This is a genomic window from Thermococcus peptonophilus (assembly GCF_001592435.1).
GTDB lineage: Archaea > Methanobacteriota_B > Thermococci > Thermococcales > Thermococcaceae > Thermococcus > Thermococcus peptonophilus.
Genome location: NZ_CP014750.1, coordinates 661,431 through 684,640, shown reverse-complemented (window position 1 = coordinate 684,640; position 23,210 = coordinate 661,431). Strand labels below are relative to the sequence as shown.

Annotated in this window: 30 protein-coding genes and 1 tRNA gene; 15 read left to right on the top strand and 16 right to left on the bottom strand. The window is 51.4% G+C overall.

Annotation, left to right across the window (positions count from 1 at the left end):
- Positions 1-10: 10 nt before the first annotated feature.
- Both A0127_RS03630 and A0127_RS03625 read left to right on the top strand, forming a co-directional pair.
- Positions 11-661 carry a protein-L-isoaspartate(D-aspartate) O-methyltransferase gene (locus A0127_RS03630; protein WP_062388093.1) on the top strand — a complete coding sequence of 217 codons (651 nt, stop codon included), beginning with the start codon at positions 11-13 and terminating at the stop codon, positions 659-661.
- A gap of 42 nt (positions 662-703) precedes the next feature.
- Positions 704-1,333: an HAD-IB family phosphatase gene (locus A0127_RS03625; protein ID WP_062388091.1), complete on the top strand. Its 630-nt coding sequence runs from the start codon at positions 704-706 to the stop codon at positions 1,331-1,333.
- Positions 1,334-1,469: 136 nt separating this feature from the next.
- On the opposite strand, the gene A0127_RS03620 is transcribed toward A0127_RS03625, so the two are convergent.
- A complete protein-coding gene (locus A0127_RS03620) occupies positions 1,470-2,672 on the bottom strand; it encodes an A24 family peptidase C-terminal domain-containing protein (protein WP_062388089.1) in 1,203 nt (400 codons plus the stop codon).
- Between the two features lie 13 nt (positions 2,673-2,685).
- Positions 2,686-2,853, bottom strand: a complete 168-nt coding sequence (locus A0127_RS10390; RefSeq protein WP_082781386.1) for a class III signal peptide-containing protein — start codon at positions 2,851-2,853, stop codon at positions 2,686-2,688.
- Between the two features lie 74 nt (positions 2,854-2,927).
- On the opposite strand from A0127_RS10390, the gene A0127_RS03615 reads away from it, so the two are divergent.
- Together A0127_RS03615 and A0127_RS03610 are read left to right on the top strand one after the other, a co-directional pair.
- The gene (locus tag A0127_RS03615; RefSeq protein ID WP_062388086.1) at positions 2,928-3,266 is read left to right on the top strand and encodes an ASCH domain-containing protein; all 339 of its coding nucleotides are present in this window, start codon (positions 2,928-2,930) and stop codon (positions 3,264-3,266) included.
- Positions 3,263-3,832, top strand: coding sequence for an ASCH domain-containing protein (locus A0127_RS03610; protein WP_062388083.1), 570 nt, complete (start codon positions 3,263-3,265; stop codon positions 3,830-3,832). The genes A0127_RS03615 and A0127_RS03610 overlap by 4 nt, the downstream gene beginning before the upstream one ends.
- Here A0127_RS03610 and A0127_RS03605 read toward each other — a convergent pair.
- Positions 3,813-4,058: a hypothetical protein gene (locus tag A0127_RS03605; protein ID WP_231855801.1), complete on the bottom strand. Its 246-nt coding sequence runs from the start codon at positions 4,056-4,058 to the stop codon at positions 3,813-3,815. The genes A0127_RS03610 and A0127_RS03605 overlap by 20 nt on opposite strands.
- Before the next feature lie 183 nt (positions 4,059-4,241).
- Here A0127_RS03605 and A0127_RS03600 point away from each other — a divergent pair, with 183 nt between their 5' ends.
- Positions 4,242-4,946: a TIGR02253 family HAD-type hydrolase gene (locus A0127_RS03600; protein ID WP_062388077.1), complete on the top strand. Its 705-nt coding sequence runs from the start codon at positions 4,242-4,244 to the stop codon at positions 4,944-4,946.
- Positions 4,947-5,015: 69 nt separating this feature from the next.
- Here the strand turns inward: A0127_RS03600 and pgsA are convergent, their stop codons facing one another.
- From pgsA to A0127_RS03585, 3 genes are read right to left on the bottom strand one after another with little or no spacing between them, the layout of a single operon-like run.
- Positions 5,016-5,585, bottom strand: coding sequence for an archaetidylinositol phosphate synthase (gene pgsA / locus A0127_RS03595; RefSeq protein WP_062388074.1), 570 nt, complete (start codon positions 5,583-5,585; stop codon positions 5,016-5,018).
- 9 nt (positions 5,586-5,594) lie between these two features.
- Positions 5,595-6,128 carry a tRNA (cytidine(56)-2'-O)-methyltransferase gene (locus tag A0127_RS03590; protein WP_062388073.1) on the bottom strand — a complete coding sequence of 178 codons (534 nt, stop codon included), beginning with the start codon at positions 6,126-6,128 and terminating at the stop codon, positions 5,595-5,597.
- 4 nt (positions 6,129-6,132) lie between these two features.
- On the bottom strand, positions 6,133-7,731 hold the full coding sequence (locus A0127_RS03585; RefSeq protein WP_062388070.1) for a transglutaminase-like domain-containing protein: 1,599 nt from the start codon (positions 7,729-7,731) through the stop codon (positions 6,133-6,135).
- Positions 7,732-7,779: 48 nt separating this feature from the next.
- Between A0127_RS03585 and A0127_RS03580 the strand changes: the two genes are divergently transcribed.
- Positions 7,780-8,550: an SAM hydrolase/SAM-dependent halogenase family protein gene (locus A0127_RS03580; RefSeq protein ID WP_062388068.1), complete on the top strand. Its 771-nt coding sequence runs from the start codon at positions 7,780-7,782 to the stop codon at positions 8,548-8,550.
- A 25-nt stretch (positions 8,551-8,575) separates the two neighbouring features.
- Positions 8,576-9,148 (top strand): nicotinamide-nucleotide adenylyltransferase, encoded by a 573-nt coding sequence (locus A0127_RS03575; protein ID WP_062388065.1) that lies wholly within the window; start codon positions 8,576-8,578, stop codon positions 9,146-9,148.
- A gap of 1 nt (position 9,149) precedes the next feature.
- On the opposite strand, the gene A0127_RS03570 is transcribed toward A0127_RS03575, so the two are convergent.
- The 3 genes from A0127_RS03570 to A0127_RS03560 form a co-directional block, all read right to left on the bottom strand.
- Positions 9,150-9,482, bottom strand: a complete 333-nt coding sequence (locus tag A0127_RS03570; protein ID WP_062388062.1) for a hypothetical protein — start codon at positions 9,480-9,482, stop codon at positions 9,150-9,152.
- Positions 9,479-10,126: a CRISPR-associated protein Cas4 gene (gene cas4, locus A0127_RS03565; RefSeq protein ID WP_062388060.1), complete on the bottom strand. Its 648-nt coding sequence runs from the start codon at positions 10,124-10,126 to the stop codon at positions 9,479-9,481. Before cas4 ends, A0127_RS03570 begins: the two co-directional genes overlap by 4 nt.
- 156 nt (positions 10,127-10,282) lie before the next feature.
- Entirely contained in the window at positions 10,283-10,618 is a 336-nt protein-coding gene (locus tag A0127_RS03560) for a hypothetical protein (RefSeq protein WP_062390826.1), read from the bottom strand.
- Between the two features lie 129 nt (positions 10,619-10,747).
- Between A0127_RS03560 and taw2 the strand changes: the two genes are divergently transcribed.
- Positions 10,748-11,584 carry a tRNA(Phe) (4-demethylwyosine(37)-C(7)) aminocarboxypropyltransferase Taw2 gene (taw2, locus tag A0127_RS03555; RefSeq protein ID WP_062388057.1) on the top strand — a complete coding sequence of 279 codons (837 nt, stop codon included), beginning with the start codon at positions 10,748-10,750 and terminating at the stop codon, positions 11,582-11,584.
- A gap of 15 nt (positions 11,585-11,599) precedes the next feature.
- Here taw2 and A0127_RS10595 read toward each other — a convergent pair whose 3' ends face one another.
- The 3 genes from A0127_RS10595 to A0127_RS03545 form a co-directional block, all read right to left on the bottom strand.
- Positions 11,600-11,740 (bottom strand): hypothetical protein, encoded by a 141-nt coding sequence (locus A0127_RS10595; RefSeq protein WP_197463598.1) that lies wholly within the window; start codon positions 11,738-11,740, stop codon positions 11,600-11,602.
- 25 nt (positions 11,741-11,765) lie between these two features.
- Positions 11,766-13,667 (bottom strand): aldehyde ferredoxin oxidoreductase family protein, encoded by a 1,902-nt coding sequence (locus tag A0127_RS03550; RefSeq protein WP_062388055.1) that lies wholly within the window; start codon positions 13,665-13,667, stop codon positions 11,766-11,768.
- Between the two features lie 993 nt (positions 13,668-14,660).
- Positions 14,661-14,748, bottom strand: a tRNA-Leu gene (locus A0127_RS03545).
- 105 nt (positions 14,749-14,853) lie between these two features.
- On the opposite strand from A0127_RS03545, the gene A0127_RS03540 reads away from it, so the two are divergent.
- The 6 genes from A0127_RS03540 to A0127_RS03515 are packed head-to-tail and all read left to right on the top strand — an operon-like array spanning position 14,854 to position 18,217.
- Entirely contained in the window at positions 14,854-15,333 is a 480-nt protein-coding gene (locus tag A0127_RS03540) for a DUF2178 domain-containing protein (protein WP_054840944.1), read from the top strand.
- Positions 15,334-15,633 (top strand): DUF2178 domain-containing protein, encoded by a 300-nt coding sequence (locus A0127_RS03535; protein WP_062388052.1) that lies wholly within the window; start codon positions 15,334-15,336, stop codon positions 15,631-15,633.
- A 2-nt stretch (positions 15,634-15,635) separates the two neighbouring features.
- On the top strand, positions 15,636-15,833 hold the full coding sequence (locus A0127_RS03530) for a helix-turn-helix transcriptional regulator (RefSeq protein WP_011250290.1): 198 nt from the start codon (positions 15,636-15,638) through the stop codon (positions 15,831-15,833).
- A 1-nt stretch (position 15,834) separates the two neighbouring features.
- Positions 15,835-16,194: a hypothetical protein gene (locus A0127_RS03525; protein WP_062388049.1), complete on the top strand. Its 360-nt coding sequence runs from the start codon at positions 15,835-15,837 to the stop codon at positions 16,192-16,194.
- Positions 16,191-16,949 carry an ABC transporter ATP-binding protein gene (locus A0127_RS03520; RefSeq protein WP_062388047.1) on the top strand — a complete coding sequence of 253 codons (759 nt, stop codon included), beginning with the start codon at positions 16,191-16,193 and terminating at the stop codon, positions 16,947-16,949. The genes A0127_RS03525 and A0127_RS03520 overlap by 4 nt, the downstream gene beginning before the upstream one ends.
- Positions 16,946-18,217, top strand: a complete 1,272-nt coding sequence (locus tag A0127_RS03515; RefSeq protein WP_062388044.1) for an ABC transporter permease — start codon at positions 16,946-16,948, stop codon at positions 18,215-18,217. The genes A0127_RS03520 and A0127_RS03515 overlap by 4 nt, the downstream gene beginning before the upstream one ends.
- Positions 18,218-18,233: 16 nt before the next feature.
- Here A0127_RS03515 and A0127_RS03510 read toward each other — a convergent pair whose 3' ends face one another.
- The 3 genes from A0127_RS03510 to A0127_RS03500 form a co-directional block, all read right to left on the bottom strand.
- Positions 18,234-18,650: an RNA-binding domain-containing protein gene (locus tag A0127_RS03510; protein ID WP_062388041.1), complete on the bottom strand. Its 417-nt coding sequence runs from the start codon at positions 18,648-18,650 to the stop codon at positions 18,234-18,236.
- Positions 18,651-18,693: 43 nt separating this feature from the next.
- Entirely contained in the window at positions 18,694-19,251 is a 558-nt protein-coding gene (locus A0127_RS03505; RefSeq protein ID WP_062388039.1) for a dephospho-CoA kinase, read from the bottom strand.
- 167 nt (positions 19,252-19,418) lie between these two features.
- A complete protein-coding gene (locus A0127_RS03500; RefSeq protein ID WP_062388026.1) occupies positions 19,419-21,587 on the bottom strand; it encodes an ATP-dependent DNA helicase in 2,169 nt (722 codons plus the stop codon).
- A gap of 73 nt (positions 21,588-21,660) precedes the next feature.
- On the opposite strand from A0127_RS03500, the gene A0127_RS03495 reads away from it, so the two are divergent.
- Positions 21,661-22,227: a hypothetical protein gene (locus tag A0127_RS03495; RefSeq protein ID WP_062388023.1), complete on the top strand. Its 567-nt coding sequence runs from the start codon at positions 21,661-21,663 to the stop codon at positions 22,225-22,227.
- Here the strand turns inward: A0127_RS03495 and A0127_RS03490 are convergent.
- Positions 22,224-23,207, bottom strand: coding sequence for an ABC transporter ATP-binding protein (locus A0127_RS03490; protein ID WP_062388020.1), 984 nt, complete (start codon positions 23,205-23,207; stop codon positions 22,224-22,226). The two genes, A0127_RS03495 and A0127_RS03490, sit on opposite strands and share 4 nt — an antisense overlap.
- Positions 23,208-23,210 lie beyond the last annotated feature (3 nt).

The window sequence follows — 23,210 nt, the reverse complement described above, 5'->3', positions numbered from 1 at the left end:
GTGGTGAGAGTTGGACTTGGATGCCCTCTGGAAACGAACCGTTGAGAAGCTGGTCGGGGAGGGGATAATAACAAGTGAGGCAGTTAGAAGAGCATTTCTCAAATATCCCAGGTATCTCTTCGTCGAGGATCGCTACAAGAGATATGCCCACGTTGATGAGCCGCTTCCTATCCCCGCCGGGCAGACTGTTTCTGCCCCGCATATGGTCGCTATAATGCTGGAGCTTGCCGACCTGAAGCCCGGCATGAACGTCCTTGAGATTGGAACCGGAAGCGGGTGGAACGCGGCACTCATCTCGGAACTCGTGAAGACCGATGTATACACGGTCGAGAGGATTCCAGAACTTGTTGAATTCGCGAGAAAGAACCTGGAGCGGGCAGGTGTTAAGAACGTCCATGTAATTCTTGGCAATGGCACCAAAGGCTTTCCGCCGAAGGCCCCCTACGACAGGATTATAGTGACTGCCGGTGCCCCGGATATTCCAAAGCCCCTCGTTGAACAGCTGAAACCCGGAGGAAAGCTGATAATTCCGGTTGGAAGCTACCATCTCTGGCAGGACTTGTTTGAGGTTGTTAAAAAGCCCGATGGCTCAATCAGGGTCAAGAACCACGGCGGTGTCGCGTTTGTGCCACTTATAGGAGAATACGGGTGGGAGGAGTAGCTTTTTTAAGTGGCCTTTCCCCGCATTTATTTAGGTGGTATAATGGTTAGGCTCATAGCTTTTGACCTTGAGGGTACGCTGGTTAAGTCGGTTTCGGGATGGGTTGAACTTCACAAAAAGTTTGGAACATGGGAGAAGGGAAAAGAGTACGCTGAGGCCTTTTTCAGCGGCGAGATAGACTATGCCACGTGGGCGAGACTGGACGCTTCACTCTGGAAGGGGCATACTAAGGATGAAATACTGGAGTGGGTAAACTCCGTCGAGTACATGGATGGTGCACAGGAGCTAATTGAGTTCCTCAAGAAAAACGGCTTTAAAATAGCCATCCTGAGCAGTGGACTTATGTGCCTAGCTAAGAGAGTGAGTGAAGAGCTTGGTGTAGACTACGTCTACGCCAACGAACTTATTTTCGATAAGGCGGGTAGGATAACCGGAGAAGTTAACCCGGTTGTTGATTTCCAAGGCAAGGGCGCAATACTCCGCAAGCTTAAGGATGAGCTGAAGCCGGAGCTGAGTGTGGCCGTTGGAGATGGCTACAACGACATCAGCATGTTCAAGGAAGCTGACGTGGCCATAGCGATAAACCCGCATGAAGGCGTTGAAGGCGATCACAACGTCGAGAGCCTCTACGAGGTCAAGGAGATAATAGAAGAGCTGACGCGGGGTCAGTGAAGGGCGTGTTCATCACAGTCAGCAAAGCAAAAGCTCTTCATCCCCCGGTGTCGGCCTGGCAGAAGCCCCGGTTCACGTTTCCCCGGGGAGGGCGGGACGCCAGGCCCGGAGACTTTTAGGTTCAATCTTTAAAACTTTAAAGGCCCATAATCTTAAGCTCCAGCCACCAGAAGATGTCTCCCCAGAAGTAGCTTATCAGGAAGCCGAGGAATATGGCCGGTGCAAAGGGCATCGCTTTCTTTCTCAGGAATCTGTTCTCAAGCCTGCCTTGTTCGACGAGCTTCTTCAGTTCTTCGATCTGCTCCTTGGTGAGTCCCTCTGCAGTTGAGGAGGCTATTACACTACCCAGGGTCGGCCTAATTTTCGAGAAGTCCCCTGTCAATAGTGCCTTTTTGAACCGTTCGAGGGTGCTTTCTCTCTCGCGTTTTATCTCGCCGTTAATTTCGTGAATGGTCTCACCAAGGATGTCCCATTCGCGGAGCTCCTCAACTGGGACTTCTTCCACGAGGACTTTTTCCCGGAGTATTTTTACCGTCGAGAGGATAATCTTTACAGCGTAAATAGTTGCAAGCACCTTTAACAGGGCGAAGAGTGCCGTATCCGACTGGAGGTACAGAAGGTAGAGAATGCCTGCAACTCCGAGGGCATCTCCCATTGTGCGGTATCTGAGGAATATCGGAAACGCAAGGATAGTTACGAGAAGTCCGAGCAGAGGCCTGTTGGGGTTCAGCAGGGCCGTAACTGCTATCCCTAACATTATCCACAGCGTTACCTCAATGGTGTCCCTTACGCCTTCGGTGAAAATTCCCTTTATGACGTCTTTTTCCTTTCTCACGATAAGAACCCCAAGTGCATAGGCTATTATAAACGGAAAGACCGCAAGGATGCTGTTGAACAGTATGGAGATTGGGTAAAGTGGGTACCCGTTTCCATAAGGTGGGACAATCTTAGCGGTCGAGGGAGCAAGGGGTAGAAGTGCGGAGAACGCGGCAAGTATTACCACATCACCGCTGGCCCAAGCGCCTATATAGTACAGGAGAAGGCCGAGTCCAAAACCTACTAAAAGCCCAATGAGTCCAGAAAGTGCCAGAAGAGTGTCCCCGCTTTTGAGTCCAAGGTACAGGTAGTAAAGAATTCCTATCTCGGCAGAGGGTATGATTATTCGTTCAACCCACTTGGGAAGCCCAACATCGTCTTCCTCCTCTTCCCATCCGAGCAGTTTCCCAATGAGCTGAAGTGTTGGGAACGCGTGCACATCGAAGACAAAGCCCGTTTTTATGTCCGTGTACGATGCCAAAATACCAGTTAGGAGACCCATCAAAAGAGGTATCATTTCCATTCTATCACCGCCGTCACAGGTCTTCTAGGATCTTCTTCCTAATCTCCTTGGTGTACTCTGTAACCGACTTGTTCAGCTCATTTGTGGAGTCAGCGGCCACCTTAATAGCTATCGCCACCAGCACAAGAACTGCTGCGAGCATAAACAGGTACTCCAGTGCACCCTGCGCCCTGCGCATCATCTTTTGCACCTTATATTTCTTCGACTCCAAAGCTTTAAAAGTTTCTCTATTGCAGTTGAGATTCGGTAGGGAAAATGAAGGTCTACAGACTCTTTGTCAGGGATGAGTACCTCGACTTCATCCGTTCCGGTGAAAAGAGGATTGAGGTTAGAGTTGCATACCCCCAGTTTAGGAACATTAAGCCGGGAGACAAGATAATATTCAACGACTCAATTCCTGCTGTCGTAACGGAGGTGAAGAAGTACGAAACGTTTAGACAGGTTCTCAGGGAAGAACCAATAAAGAAGATATTCCCAGACGAACCGAGCTTTGAGCGGGCTGTGCAGAGGTTCCACAACCTCTATCCCAAATGGAAGGAGAACCGCTACGGTGTGATTGCCATCAAATTCAAGCTCCTCGGTGAGGGGAGATGAAGCACCTCGAATTCGACGGGAGGTACGCGGAGGACATATTAAGGGGGAAAAAGCGGGCAACTGTTAGGCTTGGCAGGAAGCCAAACCTCAAGGAGGGCGACACAGTACTCATACACGCAGGCGGCTATGCCCTCGGAAAGGCCGTCATAGAGAAAGTTGAAAGCAAGACTGTCGGTGAGCTTACGGACGAGGACGCCTTTCTGGACGGGTTCTCCAGCAGGGAAGAGCTGATAAGGGCACTCAAGGGGCACTACAGGTATGTAAACGACGACTCTCCTGCCCACGTTATTGTATTCAGGCTCGTTGAGAAGTTTGATAAGCCCGTTATGAGCTCTGACTACGCCTACGAGGGCAACCTGCCAGTTGAAATCGCGGAAAAGGCCCTCAAATATCTTGACCTTCCTGAAGGGGACAGAAAACTGATAGAGCTGTTCCTCAGAACGGGAAGCCTGAGAAAGGCCGCCTACAGGCTCGGTGGACTGAACAAGAGATACCTGATAAGGGAGGCCCTGAGGCGGGCCTATGAAGAGCTGAAAAAGAGGGGGATCATGGGGCCGAAACTTTAACGCTCTCCATGATTGTTATCTTCTCCTCTCCATTTACATCAGTTTTACTCGCTGAGAGCTTTACGGGCATGAGCTTGAAAGTGTTGCCGTTTACGAGCTTTCTAAGGAGCTTCTCAAAGTCCTCCATCTCGGACTCGCTGGAGAAGTCTACCTTTGCTATAAAGTCATACTCTCCATAGAGCCACTGTCCCTCGACGGGGAGTTCCCTGAGGATTTCGTCCCTCACGCCCCACACAAGCAGTATTGCCTCGATCCCTCATCACCTCTGGTTTGTGCTCAAATCGGAGTTATATTTTTTTCCAAAGATTTTCTGAATTTGTGCCCAATTGTCCAACTATTTTCGGTCTATTGTTGTCATAATGTCAGAAAGTCCTTTAAGTTAGTGAGAAAAGAAATGATGGTGATGCTAATGAAAGCTGTCTTTTTTGACTTCGTTGGCACTCTCATAACAAAGGCCGGTGAAAATGTGACTCACCTGAACATAGTCAGGGAAGTGCTGAAAAAAGCTGGCCGGGATGACCTGGACGCTGAAGAAGTTTGGAGAGCCTACGAGGAAGAGAGCTCCGCGCTCTTCTCAGAACTTGCCGGTAAAAAAGCAGTAAAGATAAGGGATGTGGACACTGAGGCCATGAGAAGGGTCGCTGAGAGATACGGCTTTACGGTGCCAGAGGGCTTCTGGGAGATAAGCATAAGGATGCACGAAAAATACGGCCAGCTCTTTCCTGATGCAGTGGATGCAATAAAAGCCCTCAAGGGAATGGGACTCCATGTAGGTATAATAACTGACTCCGACAACGACTACATCACCGCTCACCTGAAGGCTCTCGGAATATACGACCTCTTCGACAGCATAACGACGAGTGAAGAAGCTGGTTTCTTCAAGCCCCATCCGAGGCCGTTCCAGCTTGCCCTTGAAAAGGCTGGCGTCAAGCCAGAGGAAGCTCTTTACGTCGGGGACAACCCGAAAAAGGACTGTGTAGGAGCAAAAAACGTTGAAATGACCAGTGTGCTCCTCGATCCAAATGGGGAAAAGAGAGAGCTGTGGGAAAACTGCGACTTCATTGTCTCAAGCCTTCCGGAGGTCGTGGAGATCGTGAAGGGCCTGAAGGGTTAGGGGTCAGCAACGGCAGGGCTCTTCATCGTTTGCCTCGTTTAGCGAAATTATCATCATTCCCCCTCTTTCTCACTCCTTGAGCCTCTGATAGGCCGCCCACATTCTCTGGAAGACCGTTATCCAGGCGAGCACTCCGACGATGTAAACACCCCACTTCACGTACTCTGCTCCTGCGAGGGAGAACCCTATTAGGATCAACAACCTCTCGGCTCTCTCTGCTATTCCAACTGCGAGTTTCCCTGAGCCTGCGAGCTCAGCCCTACAGCGCTCGTAGCTAACTAGGTATGCACCCATGAATGTCAGGAATGTCCAGCGCCAGTCCGCAAGGTTGCCAAGTGCTATACCAAAGAGTACCGCACCATCGCTTATTCTGTCAAAGGTAGAATCCAAGAACGCTCCAAAGCGGCTCGTTTTTCCCGTCATCCTGGCTAAGGTTCCATCGAGGGCATCTATGGCAGATCCTATGAGGAGTATCACTGCGGCGAGCCTTGGACGCTGGAGATAGAAGAGGTACGCCCCAAGCAGGCTTATCAAGAGACCTATGAACGTTATCGTGTTCGGTGTGACACCGGCTTTTGCTAGGGGCTTTACAAGGGTTTCAAGGTAACCTTTGACGTTCTCCCTGTATCTGTTGAGCATACTCCCACCTCATTCGAGTTGGAGGACTTTCTTACCGCGCTCCTGCGGGACGATCTTGAGCTTTGCGTTCTGGAACTCCTTCCTAAGGCCGGCTCCGTCGAGCAACCTATCTAGGAAGACAGCCAGGGCCGCCACCTCGCTGTGTGGCTGATTGCCGACGGCCACGTTGTAGTCTGCAATCTCGTAGACCTCCCTCGGCACTTTTTCAGCACCGACGACTACCAGCAAGTCTTTTCCAGACTTAAGCTCGTCCTTTATGATGGGGATTGCCTTGTCGATATGTACCCCGTACATCGTGAGGTGGACTATAATCCCCCTATCTTTCCATTCTCTCAGGATTTTCTTCCAGCTTGGATTGAATTCAATTTCGAAGGGACCGCCCCAGCGGTTCACAACGTCCTCAACACTCTCTTTCACGTGCTCGTCCTCTTCTGCGGCTATTATGATTTTATCGGCCCCGAAGGCCCTTGCCGTCAGTGCTACATGGGTCGTTATCCTCTTGTCCCTCTCTGGTCTGTGTCCAAGTCTGAGGACTGCTATCATCTTCTCACCCTCTCAATATCTTCCAGTAAGCACTAAAGTCTTCTTTCCAGGGCACATTCCAGTAGAATTCATACAGTGCTTTTATTGTTTTCTGAATTGTGTCAACGTCCTTTGTCCCCAGCACTCTATTCAACTCATCCTCAGGGGCCGATGCGAAGAGGAAAAGAGCATAGAGGCGCTCTTCATCGTTTAGTCCAGCAAGCACCATATCCAGTTTGGGGATCAACTGGGGTTGAACTCTCTTCCTTAGAATGGCATAGATGCGGGAATCCAAGTCTGTCATAAAGTCATCTGTTATGTCCTCGTGTTCGTGCAGGTATCCTTTCTTAGGTGTTTGGGCAACTATCCGGTAGTGCTCCTGTGAGACCATCTGGTATATCTTCGGGAAGTACGGGCTTGAAAGGTATTCATCCAAAGTCCCAATGAAGGCGTGTCTTGTATCTACTATGTACCAGCCATCTGCAGTGTAAAACTCTGTTATAGGTCTCAGTGTGCAGTCTTCCCCGTCAAACAGTGACACTATTCTCGCGGGGACGTTTAAGGACCTAAGAAGCGCCGTGAGCAGTATTTGCTCTTCTGTAGGGCTGATTGCTTCTTTTCTAAAGATCTTATCGGGGTTCAGGGTAGTTGTGTTTTCTGATAGGAGGTATGAAGCATTTATCCACTGGTACAGCTTTAGTGTTGCCTCGTATTCGGAGCTTGCATTTTCAGCTATGGCCATTGCAATGGGCTTAAGGAAAGAGATGTCGAAAGTTGAAGTTGAATTAAACTTGTTTTCCCAGTACCTGTCGACTATTCTCTTTTCTTGGAGGACATTGTAGTATTTCCCGTAGGCTCTGAGAAGGCTTTCTTTATCCGCTTCCCATGGCCTCCAAACGACCTTTATGGGAAAACTTGTTATTGAAGTCCCCTTTGAAGTCCCAACAGTATAATGGACAATTACGGATACAAAACCCTCCCGGTATGCGTAGGGGGTGGAGATGTTGTACTTAAGAATAGCTTCGTCGTTGGGATCAACTGTGAGCGGGGGCTGAAATAGGGGATGAACTTTCATCTCTGAGAGTGGAGAAAGTTTAACGTCTAATATCTTAATCGGGTAGTCATAGTTGTTCCTTACCTTAAGCACAACCTGAACAACTTCCCCACCTCTGACCTCTTTGCTCGCATTGACTTCCAAACCTATTTTTGTTGGCACTAGGTTTTGCTTTGTGACAGTTATCCTGAAATTCCCGTAGAACCCTGTCCACGTTCTTTTCAGTTCATCCTTAATCTCGAGAGAGACTTGGAGGGGATATATGCCTGGTTTTTCCGGGGCTTGAACGACCCATACCAGCTGGACGGCATCTCCGACTTTCAGCACTTTTGGGAACTCCGGCTCTTGAAGGACTCTAAAGTCCTCTCTTGAGAGTAACAAAGTGGCGCCCGTGATTCCGACCTTTCCGGTGTTGTTTATCGTGACTATAATGTGAAAAATTCCGCCGGGATAAACCGAGGTTTTGTCCACAGAAAATGTCACCTGAGCAGGAGGCTTGAAAAGGCATCCGGAGGTTAACAGCACCAGAACTATTGCGATTAGGAAGGGGACGTGTTTTCCTTCTGCCATATCAAACCCTTTAAATGCTTGAGAGTTAATAAGCTTTGGGTGGTGGTAGTGATAACTCTGACGACGGACTTTGGACTGAGAGGACCCTACGTTGGCGAGATGAAGGTTGCAATGCTCAGGATAAACCCAAACGCAACCATTGTTGACGTGACCCACGGAATAACGCGTCACTCCATTCTCGAAGGATCGTTCGTCATGGAGCAGGTGGTAAAGTATTCCCCTAAAGGAACGATCCACGTGGGTGTGATAGACCCGGGGGTTGGGACTTCGAGGCGGGCGGTAATAGTCCGAGGCGAACAGTGGCTTGTCGTTCCCGACAACGGTTTGGTCACGCTTCCGCTCAAACACATCAAACCGAGAAAGGCATGGGCAATTGATATAGAGAGGCTTAGGCGCTTCACCGGCTGGGAGGTGAGCTCGACCTTCCACGGTAGGGACGTCTTCGGACCTGCGGGGGCGCTCATTGATAAGGGAGTATCACCGGAAGAGTTCGCCGTTGAGGTTCCGCTGGAGAGTCTAATCAAACTCGACGTCAAGCCAAAGAAAGAGGGGAATGAATGGTTGCTCAAGGTCATCTACGTTGACGACTTCGGCAACGTTGTTCTGAACCTCGATGACTACAAAAGGCCGAGGGAAGTTGAACTCCCCGACTTTGGCATGAAAATCCCGTACCTCGATACTTATGGGCTTGTTAAACCTGGAGAGTTCCTTGCCCTGCCCGGAAGCCACGGCTATCTTGAGATAGCCGTAAACCAGGGCTCTGCTGCTGAGAAGCTCGGGCTTAAGGTTGGGGATGATGTGAGGGTTAGGCTCGTTTAAAAATATTGAGCGGAGGTTGAAAGTCATGTCAAGACCAAAAAGAGGCCTCTTCGTCGGCCGCTTCCAACCCGTTCACAACGGCCACATAAAGGCACTTGAATTTGTTTTTTCACAGGTCGATGAGGTAATAATAGGCATCGGTAGCGCTCAGGCCAGTCATACCTTAAAGAATCCATTCACAACGAGTGAAAGAATGGAGATGCTGATAAGGGCGCTCGAGGAGGCGGGGCTAACTGAAAAGAGATACTACTTAATCCCGCTCCCGGATATAAACTTCAACGCCATATGGGCGACCTACGTGGTGAACATGGTTCCACGCTTTGATGTGGTCTTTACTGGGAACTCCCTCGTTGCGCAGCTGTTCAGAGAGAAGGGCTACGAGGTCATCGTCCAACCGATGTTCAGGAAGGACATTCTCTCTGCCACCGAGATACGGAGGCGCATGATTGAAGGAGAGCCTTGGGAAGAGCTCGTTCCCAGGAGCGTTGCAGAGTATATAAGGGAGATTAAGGGCGTTGAGAGGATAAAGATGCTTGCAACGAATCTGGAAAGCTCGGAGAAGGAGCTTCAGGCACCGATAAGGATTCCGGAGTTCTAATTCACTCCGATGCCTTCTCTTTCTCTTCCTTGTAGACCTCTCCAATATAGCTCATTATGTCGTGGATTATGAAAAAGCTCATGGCGGCGTCCACGGCATACACTAGGGCCCCTGATATCAGGTAGAAAAGCGCCATCAGGAATTCCAGACCGGCGAATATGAGGGTCACTTTGACGGCAATCTTGGTTTTTCTGCCCGTTCCATATGCCAAGGTCAGTGCAAACAGCGAGAACGCTAGGTAAACCCTCGAGCCTGTTCTGTAGTAATATCCCATAAACATTAATCCGTAGACGGTCAGGAGGAGCGTTGAGATCATAAGGGGTTTAAGCCTCATTCCGACTCCTCCCAGTCCCTATCAGGATAGCAGATGTGTCTGTATGGACAGAATCTGCAGGCGTAGCTCTTCCAGCCCTTGGGGAGGCGGTCGTTTTCGTAAGCCTTCTTGACCTTGTAGAAGTGACGCAGCGTTTCTTTGAACAGTGACTTATCGTAGGGCACTTCAAAAACTCTGAAGTTTGGGCCTTTTATCACGGGAAAAGAGGATATGTCCAGCTTGTTGATGATTTTCATAGGCTCCTCGTGGAGCTTTATGTAGTACAAGTAGCCGTACTCGGATTCTGCCCAGCGGAGATAGACGTTGAGCTGGGCGAGGTGGTAGTCGTAGGGCACCTTTGGCAGGCTCGTTTTTCCCTTTATTTCAATGGGGAAGTCCTTGAAAGCGTCTATTCGCCCGTGTATCTCAAATCCGAGCTTGCTGGAGCGCAGGACAAGGTGTTTTTCAAGTTCAACACCAAAGCGCTCTTGCAGTATCCGTCCGAGTATCTGGTGAGTGTTGGTTCCCTGGTTGAGCCTGACCCTCACGAACTCCGGCCACTTTGGGAGATACCCCTTGAGCCTGAAGTATATCCTCCTCGGGCAGGTCAGGGCCTCACTGGCGTAGAACTCGATGAAGCCGCCGTCCTCTCCGTTGTTGTTCATCGCTTCACCTCCATAAGCGGGACGGATCATCGGCCCGCAAACCTCCCCGCCCCCTGCGTCAGCTAATACCGACGTCATCACAGTTCAGACTGGGCAAGGGTCGTCATCCGCGAAGAAAAGTTGAAGAAGGGGAGAATTTAAAGGTTCTGGTTTGGATCAGAGGACAACTCGTCTTTTCCGCTTTATTGAATAGCTCAGCCCGTAGGCCGGCCAGAGGCTCGGAGGACTTTCGTAGTGGTGCAGGTTCCTTAAGACCTTCTCGGCGTTCTTCTTGCTCTTGGCCTTGACCCTCAGTCTGCCTTCGTCAAGCTCAATATCCGCGTCGGGCAGGTGCACCACAAGCTTTGAGCCCGTGACTTCAGGCCTGGCCCTCATCAAAAGCCGGCGGTAGTTTTCGTAGGCTTCCCTGCTGAGGGTCTGTTCCAAAACAGCCTCCTCTTTCTTCTTACCCAAAAGGCCAAAGAACCGACTATTCGGGGGTTCGTCCTCCATACCCTTCATCGACCTCCGGTTCAAAGGTTGTCTATTTTTATTTCTCGTTGTTTCATCTTTTAAGCCTTTCTCATCGTTTTTTGACGAAACGACGGAACCCTTTTAAGGCACTCCTCGGTTTTTTATCCGATGCGGACGCAGGTAATCAAGCCCCGAATACGAGAAATACTCTCAAAGGAGCTTCCTCCTGAGCGTGTATCCCTCCTTCCCAAGCACTGGGTTCAGATAGGGGACGTTTTAATCCTCCCGTTAAGGCCTGAGCTTGAGCCTTACAAAAGGAGGATAGCGGAGGTCTACGCTCAGGTTATCGGCGCAAAAACCGTTCTGAGGAAGGGACACATCCACGGCGAGACCAGAAAGCCCGACTATGAGCTTCTCTACGGGAAAGACACGGTTACGGTTCACGTTGAAAACGGCGTTAAGTACAAGCTGGACGTTGCCAGAGTAATGTTTTCACCCGCCAACGTGAAGGAGCGCGTGAGGATGGCAGAGGTAGCTAAACCTGGCGAGCTTGTAGTTGACATGTTCGCCGGAATCGGCCACCTGAGCCTTCCTATGGCCGTCCACAAGGGTGCGAGGGTTATCGCCATCGAGAAGAACCCCTACACCTTCCGCTTTTTGGTTGAAAACATCTGGCTCAACGGCGTCCAGGATTTGATGACGCCGTACAACATGGACAACCGCGACTTTCCGGCTGAAAACATCGCCGACAGAATTCTCATGGGCTACGTGGTAACAACCCATGAGTTCATCCCAAAGGCGTTGAGCATAGCGAAGGACGAGGCGATAATCCACTACCACAACACGGTTCCAGAGAAGCTAAGGCCTGAGGAGCCTTTTGCAACCTTCAAGAGAATCGCAAGGGAGCATGGTTATGATGCGGAGAAGCTGAAGGAGCTTGTGATAAAGCGCTACGCCCCAGGAGTCTGGCACGTTGTAGTCGATATCAGGGTCTATAAGAGGTAACTACTCCCTCTCTCCTCAGAGCGGCTCCCAGTCGTCGCAGACGAAGTTCATGTGGACGGTTTTCACGCGCTTCCTCCATATCCCGTGGTTTGGCAGGCAGGAATCTATCGGGCCAAACCAGCGGCAGTTCTTGCAGACCCTAAGGTTCTGATCCATCGGGAAAGAAAAAGAATGAGAGGGCTCAACTTCCAGCCCCGATGTCCTCTGCGATGTCTGGGAGGTCGAGGGCAACGAGCTTGGCCTTGGTTGGGATTCCGTCTCTGCTCCAGCCGCGGGCCTGGTAGTATTCATCCAGCATCCTGTCGAGCTCCCACGGCGGGACGTGCAGGCCCTTGCTGACTCCCTCTGGAATCGGCTCCCACATGATTCTGTACGGAAGCGTGTCGTCCTTCCTGCTGAAGCCCTCCCTGACGTTGAAGGCTCTTGCGATGTTCATTATTCTCTCGCCGATGACCATGAGCTCTGCCTCGCTCATGTGCATCCCAGTCACTGCCTCGATGAGCTCCGGGAAGCCCTCGAGGAAGTACATGTGCCTCGAGAACTTGCACGTTCCGGTGGCGTCGTAGATGGCCATGAGGTTCTCGTGGAAGGCTATCTCGAATCCCTTGTTCTCGCCCTTCGTTCTGTCAACGCCCTCGAACTTCCACCACCTGCCGACGAGCTCGGTTCCGTAGGCTCCGGCAGTGAGGTGATCGGCACCGCGGACGCTTACGGCGAAGGCCAAGGCCATTCCCTTTATGCCGCGGACGTCATAGGCTGGAGGCTCCATACCCTTGACGTGCATGGCGAACTTCCAGCTCTCCTTTCCGAGCCTCTCGCTGGCCCTCTTGACACCATCTGCGAGGAGCTTTCCGAGGTTGCCCTCGCGGTAAGCCATCTTCCTGAGGGCCTCTACGGCGGCCTCGCCGTTGCCGAAGGTCAGCTCTATGCCATCTGTGTCCTCCTTGGTGAGGAGGCCGCGCTCGTAGGCTTCCATGGCCCATGCGATAGTAACACCGGCCGAAATCGTGTCGAGACCGAGCTGGTCTGCTAGGTAGTTGAGGTAGGCAACGGTCTCGAAGTCGTCGAGCTCAAGAACACCGCCGAAGGAGTAGAGGGTCTCGTACTCTGGACCATCGACCTCAAAGGTTCCCCACTTCTGGCTCTCAACGTGGACGTACTGGCTGCACGGCTTGTTACAGAGCGGGCACGGCTTCCGTCCCTTCCTGTACTTCGGAGCCCAGAAGTATGGGTCTATTCCAATGTGCTCCCTGCCCTCCTCCTTGGCCTTCTCGTAGGCCTTCTTGAAGAAGCCCATCTGCCAGTTCCTGGTCGGGAAGGTTCCCCTCTCGCGGTTCATCCAGTCGAGGAACTCGCCGCTTCCGTAGTCCATGTCGGCCTTGGTGGCCGGGTGGTCCTTGAAGATGAGCGCCCACTTCTTTATCAGCTCACGGAGCTTCTCCGGATCGGCTATCGGGACCTTCTTGCTTCCCTTTACGAGTATTCCCTTGAGCTTCTTGCTTCCCAAAACTGCACCGGGACCGCCGCGGGCGGCCTGCCTGTCGTCGGTCTCGATTATTGAGATGAGGCTGAGCCTCTCACCGGCCGGACCGATGAAGGCCGTGGCGTAGCCCGGGTACTCATCCTTGGCTCTGCTCCTTGCCTCGCCGGTTGTCAGACCCCAGTAAGCATCTGCCGGAACGATCTTGACTTCGTCGTCCTCAATGACGAGGAGAACGGGCTCCTCGCTCTGACCCTCGATGATGAGCATGTCATAGCCAGCTCTCTTGAGCTGGACGCCGAGCTGAGCACCTGCCATCGCCCTTCCGTAGCCGCCGGTGAGCGGGCTCTTGAAGTTGAAGGCCGTCTTTGAGCCCGTTCCAATACCGGTGTCAACGAAGAGACCGGGGGTTATTATCATCTTGTTCTCCGGCCCGAGCGGGTCGGCCCCCTTCGGAACCTCGTCGTAGAGAACTCTAGTACCGAAACCGACGCCGCCGAGGTACTTCCTTGGGAACTCCTCCGGGAGGGGCTCAACTTTAGCTTCCTTTGTGGTCAGGTTAACTCTCAGAATCTTTCCCCAGTATCCACCCTTGGCTTCCATACCAGAATCACCCGAAGGATTTTCGAATTAAAGATTATAAGGTCATCGAAAGTGCTTTCATTTTACTGATATTTTATGTTAAGTTGTTGTGTTATCAATTATGCACCCATGAACCTGGAAGGTGTAGTTCAATATTTTACGCTACATTGAGACTTCATTTTAAGCTCGCAGTGCGGTGTTTCTAAGCTTAATAATCAAACTTCACGAGGAAGCGTTTAGAAAAAGCTTCACCAAAAGCGTGGATGTCTTCTTGAAATTAGCTGAGAATAGAGGATTCCCCCGGTGAACGGGCAAGGGAATGCGGATTTTCTTATTTTTTAACGCCTTTCGGGCGTTATATTGTGAGTAAACCCCGTTAAAACCGCTAATTGAAGTGAGAGAATCGCTGGAAACTTAGCAGTTTAAAAAGACATTCTCTCTTTGATGAAACTTTTCTAGCAAGCTTTTGGAAAAGCTTGACCAAAAATGTTCCTTTCTTTTTGAACTTGCTCTCTTGTAAGCGTATGGTCTCCTAGAAGGCGGGCTCACAAGGGTTTAATTCCAAATCTTCCCGCTAATTGTGATTTTAGCTTTCTTTTTAGTGCCCTTTGGGCACTATACGGTGAGAAAAATCCTTTGAATTGGCCAATTGAAAGTAAACCCTCATAAAATGAGCGTGCTTAAAAACGCATACTTTTCTTCCGCCAGCGCTGAAACTTTGCTTTGCAAAGTTTCATCAAAGTTCGTGGTTCTTGATTAGAAGGTGGTTCTGGGGAGAGATTTTCATTCAGGAGCTCGCTGTATGAGTGCGAATTCGATTTTAGCAAGGGCTCCCGGTGTGAGTTCGCTTTGTAATGGACGCTGTAGGGCGTCGGGGTGTTAGAAACTCCTTTTAGAAGGCTGAAATTGGGAATTCACTAATGCTAGCTTGTGTATCTTGAAAATCCTGGCAGAAAAGTAGTTTTAAACGGAACCACGAACCTTGATCAAACTTCGCGCAGGCGAAGTTTGTAATGGTGCGGGGGCGGGGATTTGAACCCCGGAACCCCTACGGGAGTGGATCTTGAGTCCACCGCCTTTGACCAGGCTCGGCAACCCCCGCTTCGTCTTACCCTTTTCATCCGAGATTTAAAAATTTTGGGGAAAAATTTATAATGATGTAAAGGAAGCTTTACGTAAAGTAAACTTTACATAGGTGGTGGAAGTAATGAACGAAGCCCTTGAGAGCATCCTACTCTGGGCTGGGATTGTCTTAGGAGCTTTCCTCACTCTCCTGATTCTCTCGAAGCGATCGGAAGACAGTGAACGCAGAAAGGCTTCCATCCCGGCTTTTCTCGTAGTCCTTACTATGGGCTACTTCCTCGGCTGGACGGTTAGCAATGATAATCTTGCAGCGGCCTTTTCAGTCTTCATGGCAGGTGCTATCCTTCTTCACATCTACTACAGAGAGCTTGAAAAAAGGGGCTATGTTCTGAGTGATGAGAGGACGCTGAGGATAGAGGAGGCCGCTTCGAGAAGGACGCTTCAGGTTACAATGCTCCTCCTGGCCGCTTTGACGGTGTATTTTTCCGTGGAAAAGACAATGAATCCGGAGCTCGAAATGGCATTCAAGGTCGTTTCTGGTGTCCTTGCCCTCGTCTTTGTGCTCCACTGGGCACTGCTCCAATACTATTCGAGGGTGATGTGAATGGACGAATTGACCATTGTTGCAATTGTCTCCCTTGTTGGCGGGGCTATTCTCGGAGTTTTGATGACAAGACTTATGCTTAAGGAAATTGGTATTCCTCCCGATGAGAGGGCGATGGGAATAGACAAACGGGCGGCCATTAGCACCCTTAAGCTCGTCATGATTGGGGACATGATTTTGCTGTATTATCACTGGTTTATCACAAAAAACAGCGCCGCCAGGGACACGGCTCTGATAATCTTTCTGATGATGTTCTTTGGCATCTGGGTATTCAGGGCGTACTATGCAAGGAGGATGTGACTATGAAGAACCGTCTCCGCGAGCTGAGAGAGGAGCGTGGCTTGACCCAAGAGGAGCTCGCAAAGGCCCTCGGCGTTACGAGACAGACTATAATCGCCATTGAAAAGGGAAAGTACGACCCATCCCTCAAGCTCGCTTTCAAGATAGCAAGGTTTTTTGGGCTCAATATTGAGGACATATTCATTTACGAGGGTGACTAGAATGAATATCAACGAGAAACTGGCTGGGGAAGTGCTCTACGCTCTAGCCTTGGTTCTTTCAGTTATCCGGCCTCCAGTAGATAGGTTGGCCTGCACAGTGCTCCCCAGTGGAGAGGTCTGCACGGGCATCAACCCGTTCTTTCTCACGCTCCACCTCGGGCTTGTGATGATAGGTTCTCTCCTCGTTGCTCTCGGCCACCCATTCAAAAACACCCACGAGCGTAACGGGTGGCTTGGAGTGGTGAGCGGGCTCGGCATCGCCATAATCGGAGGTTTTTCGGAACTGAATGAGGTTGTCATATTCGGCGCTTTGCTCGCGACTCTTGGTCTGCTCCTCTACAAACTGGGGGGATTGAAATGAAGGCAGTCCTCGTTGAGGGCCTTGAGAAAGACTACGGAAAGGTCAAGGCCCTGAAGGGGATAAGCTTTGAGATCAAAGAGGGGGAAATATTCGGACTCATAGGCCCAAACGGGGCTGGGAAGAGTACCACGCTCAAGATACTCGCAACGCTTCTCCGTCCAACCGGCGGAAAAGCGGAAGTCTTTGGCCACGATGTCGTTGAGGAAGCAGAGAAAGTAAGGGCGCTGATAAGCTACCTTCCTGAGGAGGCGGGAGCCTACAAGAACCTGACCGGACTTGAGTACCTACGCCTAATGGCGAGGCTCTACGCGAAGGACGAGAGGAAAGCGGAGGAGATGGTTGAGCTTGGAATTAAAATAGCCGGCCTCGGCGACAGGCTCAGAGATAAGGTCTCGACGTACTCCAAGGGGATGACGAGGAAGCTCCTCCTCGCGAGGGCGCTGATGGTGAGGCCAAAGTTGGCCATCCTGGATGAACCCGCTAGCGGTCTGGACATAGTCAACGCCTACACGATAAGGAAGACGATAAAGAGCTTCGCCAGGGAGAAGGGCGTTACTTTCCTGGTCTCCAGCCACAACATGCTCGAAGTTGAGTTCCTCTGCGACAGGGTTGCCTTGATAAACGAGGGGAGGATCGTCGAGTCTGGAACTCCAGCCGAGCTGAAGGAGAAGTACGACGCCGAAAACCTCGAGGAGGTCTTCATGAGGGCCGTTGGCGTCGAGATTCCGGAGCCAGTTGGGGGTGAAGGCTCATGAGCGACTTCTGGGTTCTTGCAAAAAAGGAGATAATGAACCTCATCAGAGATAAGAAGCTCCTCTTTGGCCTAATCATTGTCCCCCTTGTTCTTTACCCTGCCCTCGGGAAGATGATGCAGGTTGGGATAGAACAGGCTCAGAAGGAAACCCACGTCGCGATAGCCAACTTCGACGACGGAAAGTACGGTGAGCTTTTGATAAGGGCACTTAACGTTACTCCAAACGTGACGGTTACCGTTATAAGCGTGTCCTCGCCTAAAGAAGCCCTCAAAAAGGCCTCTGCTATGAAACAAAACGTCCTTGTTGTTATTCCAGATAACTTCAGCGCGGCGATAGAAAACAACCAGAGGGCTGAGGTGGAGATATACGGCATATTCAACACCATCGGAACGGGAATCAGGGAGAGCGTCAGCGAGGCGAGAATAAAGGCTGTCCTAGATGTGCTCTCAGAAGAGCTTGCGAAGATAAAAATAAAGAACGCGGGCTTTGAAAATCCCGATGCCGTGTTGCACCCGATCAACGCGGTCAGCAGGTCAGTCATCCGCGGCAGGGTAGTGGACGTTTCGCCCTCGCTCGTTTCGTCCGTCCTCGCCTCCCAGTCCACCAGCCTGCCGATCATAGTGTTCCTGATGGTCACGATAACCGCCCAGATGTCGGCTGGAGCAGTGGCGGCCGAGAAGGAGAATAAAACCTTAGAGACCCTGCTGACCCTTCCGGTGAAGAGGACGACGATAGTAGCGTCGAAGATAACTGGAACAGCGGTTATGGGTCTCATCGCGGCTTTAGCCTACATGGTCGGTTTGAGGAGCTATCTCGGCACCTTCCAGACAGAGACAGGGATAAGTCTAAGTGACCTTGGTCTTGGAGTTACTCCCGAGGGAATGCTCCTATTCACCCTCGTTGTGTTCTTGACGATAGTCTTTGCGCTCTCTCTAGCTATGCTCCTAGCGGTTTACGCTGAGGACGTCCAGAGCGCCAACACGGTTGTAAGTTCGGTTATCCTGCCGCTGGCCTTTCCGGCCTTCCTGCTGATGTTTGTCGACCTCTCCCAGCTTCCGGCCTTTGCCCGCTACGGCCTGCTGGCGATCCCGTTTACCCACCCGATAGCGGCCTACAGGTACGCTATAACCGGTGAGTATGCCCCAATGCTCTTCAGCGTCGCTTACCTTGCAGTTGTGGCCCTCATAACCCTCTACCTGACGGCGAGGGTCTTCTCAAGCGAGAAGGTTCTAACGGCAAAGATAAGCTGGGGAAAGAAGAGGGCATGACTTTTTCTTCCATCTTTCACTCTATCGGAACGCCGTCCTTAGTCCTCGGCGCGAGCCACTTCATGAGCCTCTGCGGGTCTTTCGTCCTTATGATTATCGTTATCGGGCCGAGCGGGCTCTCCTCGTTGAAGTTAACAACACCTGCATAAGCGGCCTGCTTGTTCACCTTAATGATTATCTCCTCGCCGAAGTAGCCCTCCTCAAGGAAGCTTCTCGCAGTATCAAGTATCGCCTGCCCCCTGAAGAGTTCATAGAGCCTGCTGAGGGCTTTCCTGCTCCTGGTCTTTCCGGTGAGGATTATGTAATCTCCCTTGTCAAAGGCCTCGAACTCCAAGTCTGGGATAAGGTTGAGCATCGCTCTCTTTACCTTCTCAATGTCCTCCGTCGGGTAAACGTAAGCCTCAACCTCAACTTCCTCAAACAGCTCGCTCATGGTCTCACCCTGCCTGGATTGGGGAAGGGGATTAAAAAGCTTCTCAAAGCTTCGAGAGGATTTCATCAACGAGCTTTCTCACTGTTCGTTCGTATTCCTCCCTGGAGCCGTCGTTCACCACCATATAGTCGGCCATCGCTATAACTCCCCCAATGCCAAAGCGGAGCTCCTTCCAGTCCCTCTCCTCAAAGTCCTCCCAGGTCTGAGGGTCGTCGTGTCTGCCCCTCGCCTTGAGCCTCTCGAAGCGCTGTCTCGGTGGTGTGTGGACTGCAACTATAATAATTTTCTCTTCCGGAAAAGCCCCCCTAAAGGTTCCGACCTCATCAAGGGAACGGACGCCGTCTATAACGACGACTTTTGAACCCTTTAAAAGCGCTTTTACCTTCTCAACGGCGAGCTTTGCCACAGCGTTCTGTCCGAGTTCCTGTCTAAGCCGTATGCTGACCTTGGCAACGTTCTCCTTGGTAAGCTCAAGGCCGCGCTTTAGGGTTTCCTCCCTCACGATGTCCCCGAGAGAAACGCTTGGAAAACCCCTCTTTTCAAACTCCTTTACGATTTTACTCTTCCCAGAACCGGGCATTCCTGTTACTATGACTATCATCGTGCCCACCAGAAGTAGCTGGAAACCCATTTAAAAACCTGATGGTGGTTAGGTATCAGGAATCTAAAGTAAAGACTAACGTGGAAAGCCACCATATGATAGGTTATCTCCTACAAAGGGATCTCTGTGAGTTGCTGGCTCGGGATATTTTGAAGAAGCACAAAGAACTACTTGAGGAAGTCGTAGAGGTTCCCCTTCCGTTTCTTCGGCTTTTCCTTCTCTGAGATTGTGTATTCAACGCCGAGGTGTCTGTAAATCCCCTCAAGGATTTTCAGACCGATTCCCTCTACCTGGAGGAGATCCTTCGGCTTTGCCTTCAGTATGTCGTCAACACTCCTGAAGCCAGCGTTGTAGAGCGCCCTCGCCCTTCTTCTTCCAATGTTGGGCAGCTTAACCAGCTCAAGGAGCTCCTCCCGTACACCATGTCTCAGGCGGAGGTGCAGGTCGCGGAGGTATTGGAGGACATCTTCCTTCGGCTCGAAGAGCTTGTAGAGCTCGATGAGAGAGTACATCAGCCAGTCGGCGAGTTCAAGGACTCTGTACAGGTCGCCGGGGTCTATGTTGTAGGTCTCGTATATCCTCGCTTCCGGGACTTCGTTTATCCAGTCGAGGAGGACTTTGGCGGTCTTGACCTGTCCCAGAAAGCCCTGGAAGCGGGAGTCTTCGTAGTAGGGAATGTTCGAATATAGGTGCTCCTCCATCTCGTAGGCCAAATCGAGATAGTCTTCCATCTCCCGCCTTCTGGCTGTGAGAGTGGCCATATCTGGGGTTGAGGCAAGGAGCTGGAATATGCCGAAGGGGTTCGGGTTCCTCTCGATGGCCGGAAAAGCGTCTTTGAACTTCTTTGCCGTGAGGGGGTCTATGTAGAGTTGGGATGTTCTCTTTCCAAACGGGAGCGCTATAAAGCGGTTCTCGATGTCCATGTCGATGAACTCGTTCTCTATCAGGAAGTAGACGATGTCCTTGGCCTTGTACTCGAGCGAGGAAGTATCACCCCTCTGGTGGGCGTAGAAAGTCCTTGAGAGGAACTCAATCAGCTCCCTGAAGTCCTCGACGCCAAAGTTGGTTATCAGCGCCAGAACCTGACTCCTGAAGGTCTGCTCGTTGGCCAGCATCGAGAACAGCTTCTCAGGTTTTCCATGGATGTACTTGTCGATTAGCTTCTTGGGGTCTTCGGTTCTCGCGACGATGATGGCCTCACCGACCTTGTCGTACTTCGGCCTTCCAGCGCGACCCATCATCTGCTGTATCTCCAGAACGGGGATGTCTATCCAGCCGAAGTTGGCGTATCTCTTTGTATCGCGGATTATTACGCGGAAGGCAGGAGTATTCACTCCTGCGGCCAATGTCGGCGTTGCTACGATGACTTTTACAGTTCTGGAGCGGAATGCATCCTCTATCAGCGTCCTCTCTGTCCTGCTCAGGCCGGCGTGGTGGAAGGCTACTCCTCCCCGCAGGGCGCGTTTGAGCTTCTCCGTAGTTGGGTTGTCCTCTATGGAGGAGATCAGCTCCTCGAGCCTTCTGGTTTCAGGTTTTGTGAGAAGTTTTGAAACTTTGGATGAAAGTGAGATTGCCTCCTTCTCGGCACCCCTCCGCGTGTTGACAAAAACTAAAGCCTGCTTTCCTTTTTTAACTGCATCAACTGCCAGACTCTCCCAGTTCTCAGGATAGCGGTCGATTTTACCGTCTTCCCAGAAGAGCTGGCCGAGGTGAAAGACGCCTTTCCTCAGCTCCACCGGACGCCAGTCACTGACCACGAGGGAAGCGTCCAGCCACTCTGCGAGCTCTTCAGCATTTCCGACGGTGGCACTTAAGGCCAAAATCTGGGCCTTTCCAAGCATGTGGGTGAGTATCATCTCAAGCGTTGCTCCTCTGTCGTACGAGCCTATGAGGTGGACTTCGTCGGCAACAACGAGCTTCACATCCTTAATCCAGCTTACCCCGTGTCTCAGAAGGGAGTCAAACTTTTCGGCGGTAGCTACTATGATGTCGTACCTTCCGAGCCATTCGTCGGTTGAATCGTAGTCCCCTGTCGTTGCGGCGACTCTCAGACCGAGGACTTCCCACTCCTTGAACTCACGGTATTTCTCCTCGGCGAGGGCCTTGAGTGGGACGAGGTAGACGGCCTTTCCGCCCTCGCTTAAGAGCTTGTTCACCATCACTATCTCGCTCACAAGGGTCTTTCCGCTCGCCGTTGGAATAGCTAACACGAGGTTCTTTCCTTCAAGAACGCCGCTTTTCAGTGCCTCTGCCTGGGGTGGGTAAAGCTCTTCAATACCCCTTCCCCTGATAACGCGCTTTATCCTCTCATCAACGGGAAGCTCATCAACCTTCATCTCCGCTCACATCCCGATGGAGTGAGGAAAGTGGTTTTATATGCCTACCGCTGAGATATGCACGGTGTGATGGATGAAAGTTGATGTGCCCTATGTGGTGTTTAGGACAAAAACCGGGGAGTATGGACTTGATGCTTACTTTTTCCTGAACGTTGAGAAAGTAGAGCGGAGGGCAACGCTCATCCGGAAGGCGGAGGACTTGAAGCTGATCTCCAAAAAACCGTCAACCGCCCTTCTCAGCGGAGAAGATGTTGAGGAGTACCTTTTAGGGCTGTTCTCCAAGCTCTACGAACTGAGCGGCGAGAGAATGAAAGAAAGGACGAGCCACATAAGGCGCTGGAACCTGTTAAGGCTCATTGGGATTCCGTCAGGTCACCAGAGGCACGTTGAGAAGGAAGAAGAACTGGCGCGCGAGAACCGGGAGGCACTGCTGGCGTTGGCGATACTAAGGAAAGTGCTCGGTATAAAAAAGCCTGAAGATATTGAGAAAGCGGGGATAGAATTCGAGGGGTATGGCATTTTTGAACTCGAAATAGAAGGCGGAAATGTTAATGACCCGGTTTACAGGGAGCTCTTCAAGGTCGACCCCATAGCAGGAATGGCCCTGAGCTGGCTCAGGATAAAAGGAGAAAAGGGCTAGGACTTGGCGTAGAGCCAGCAGGCGACATAGTGGTCTTTCTCAACTTCAATAAGTGGCGGTTTTTCCTTCCTGCATCTGTCCATCACGAAGGGACATCTCGGGTGGAAGCGGCAGCCGGCGGGCGGGTTTATCGGGCTCGGCGGCTCGCCTTCAACCTTCATGCGCTTTTTCTTGAGTTCCCTAGCAAGTTCCGGGTCGGGAACTGGTATCGCCGAGAGGAGGAACTTGGTGTACGGGTGGAGCGGGTTCTCGAATATCCTGTCCGCTGGGCCAACTTCTACCAGCTTTCCAAGGTACATCACTCCTATCCTGTGGCTCATGTACTTGACGACACCAAGGTCGTGGGAAATGAAGAGGTAGGTAAAGCCGTACTTCTTCTGGAGGTCTTTCAGAGTGTTGAGGATGTTTGCTTGGACTGAAACGTCAAGTGCCGATGTAGGCTCGTCAAGAACGATGAACTCTGGCTTTAAAGCTAAGAGTCTCGCGAGTGCTATCCTCTGCCTCTGTCCGCCGGAGAACTCGTGGGGATAGCGGTAGAGGTGCATCTCGTTTAGACCGACGCTCTCTAGGAGCCTTATGACGAACTCCTCGGGGTCGTCAACTTCTATGCCGTGGAACCTCACGGGCTCCATGATTATCTCAAAGACCGTCTGCCTCGGGTTGAGGGATGAGTATGGGTCTTGGAACATTATCTGAGCATGCCGCCTGAACCACTTCATCTCGTCGCCCTTGAGCTTCGTCACGTCCTTTCCCTTGAAGATGATCATCCCGCTGGTCGGTTCTATGAGTCTGAGGATCGTCCTTCCGGTTGTAGTCTTTCCGCAACCGCTCTCACCGACGAGACCGAAGGTTTCACCGGGGTAGATTTCAAAGCTGATATCGTCGACCGCCTTGACATAGCCGATGGTCTTGAAGAGGCCCCTAACGGGGAAATACTTCTTCAGGTGCTCAACCTTGAGTATTGGCTCGCTCACTTTCATCAC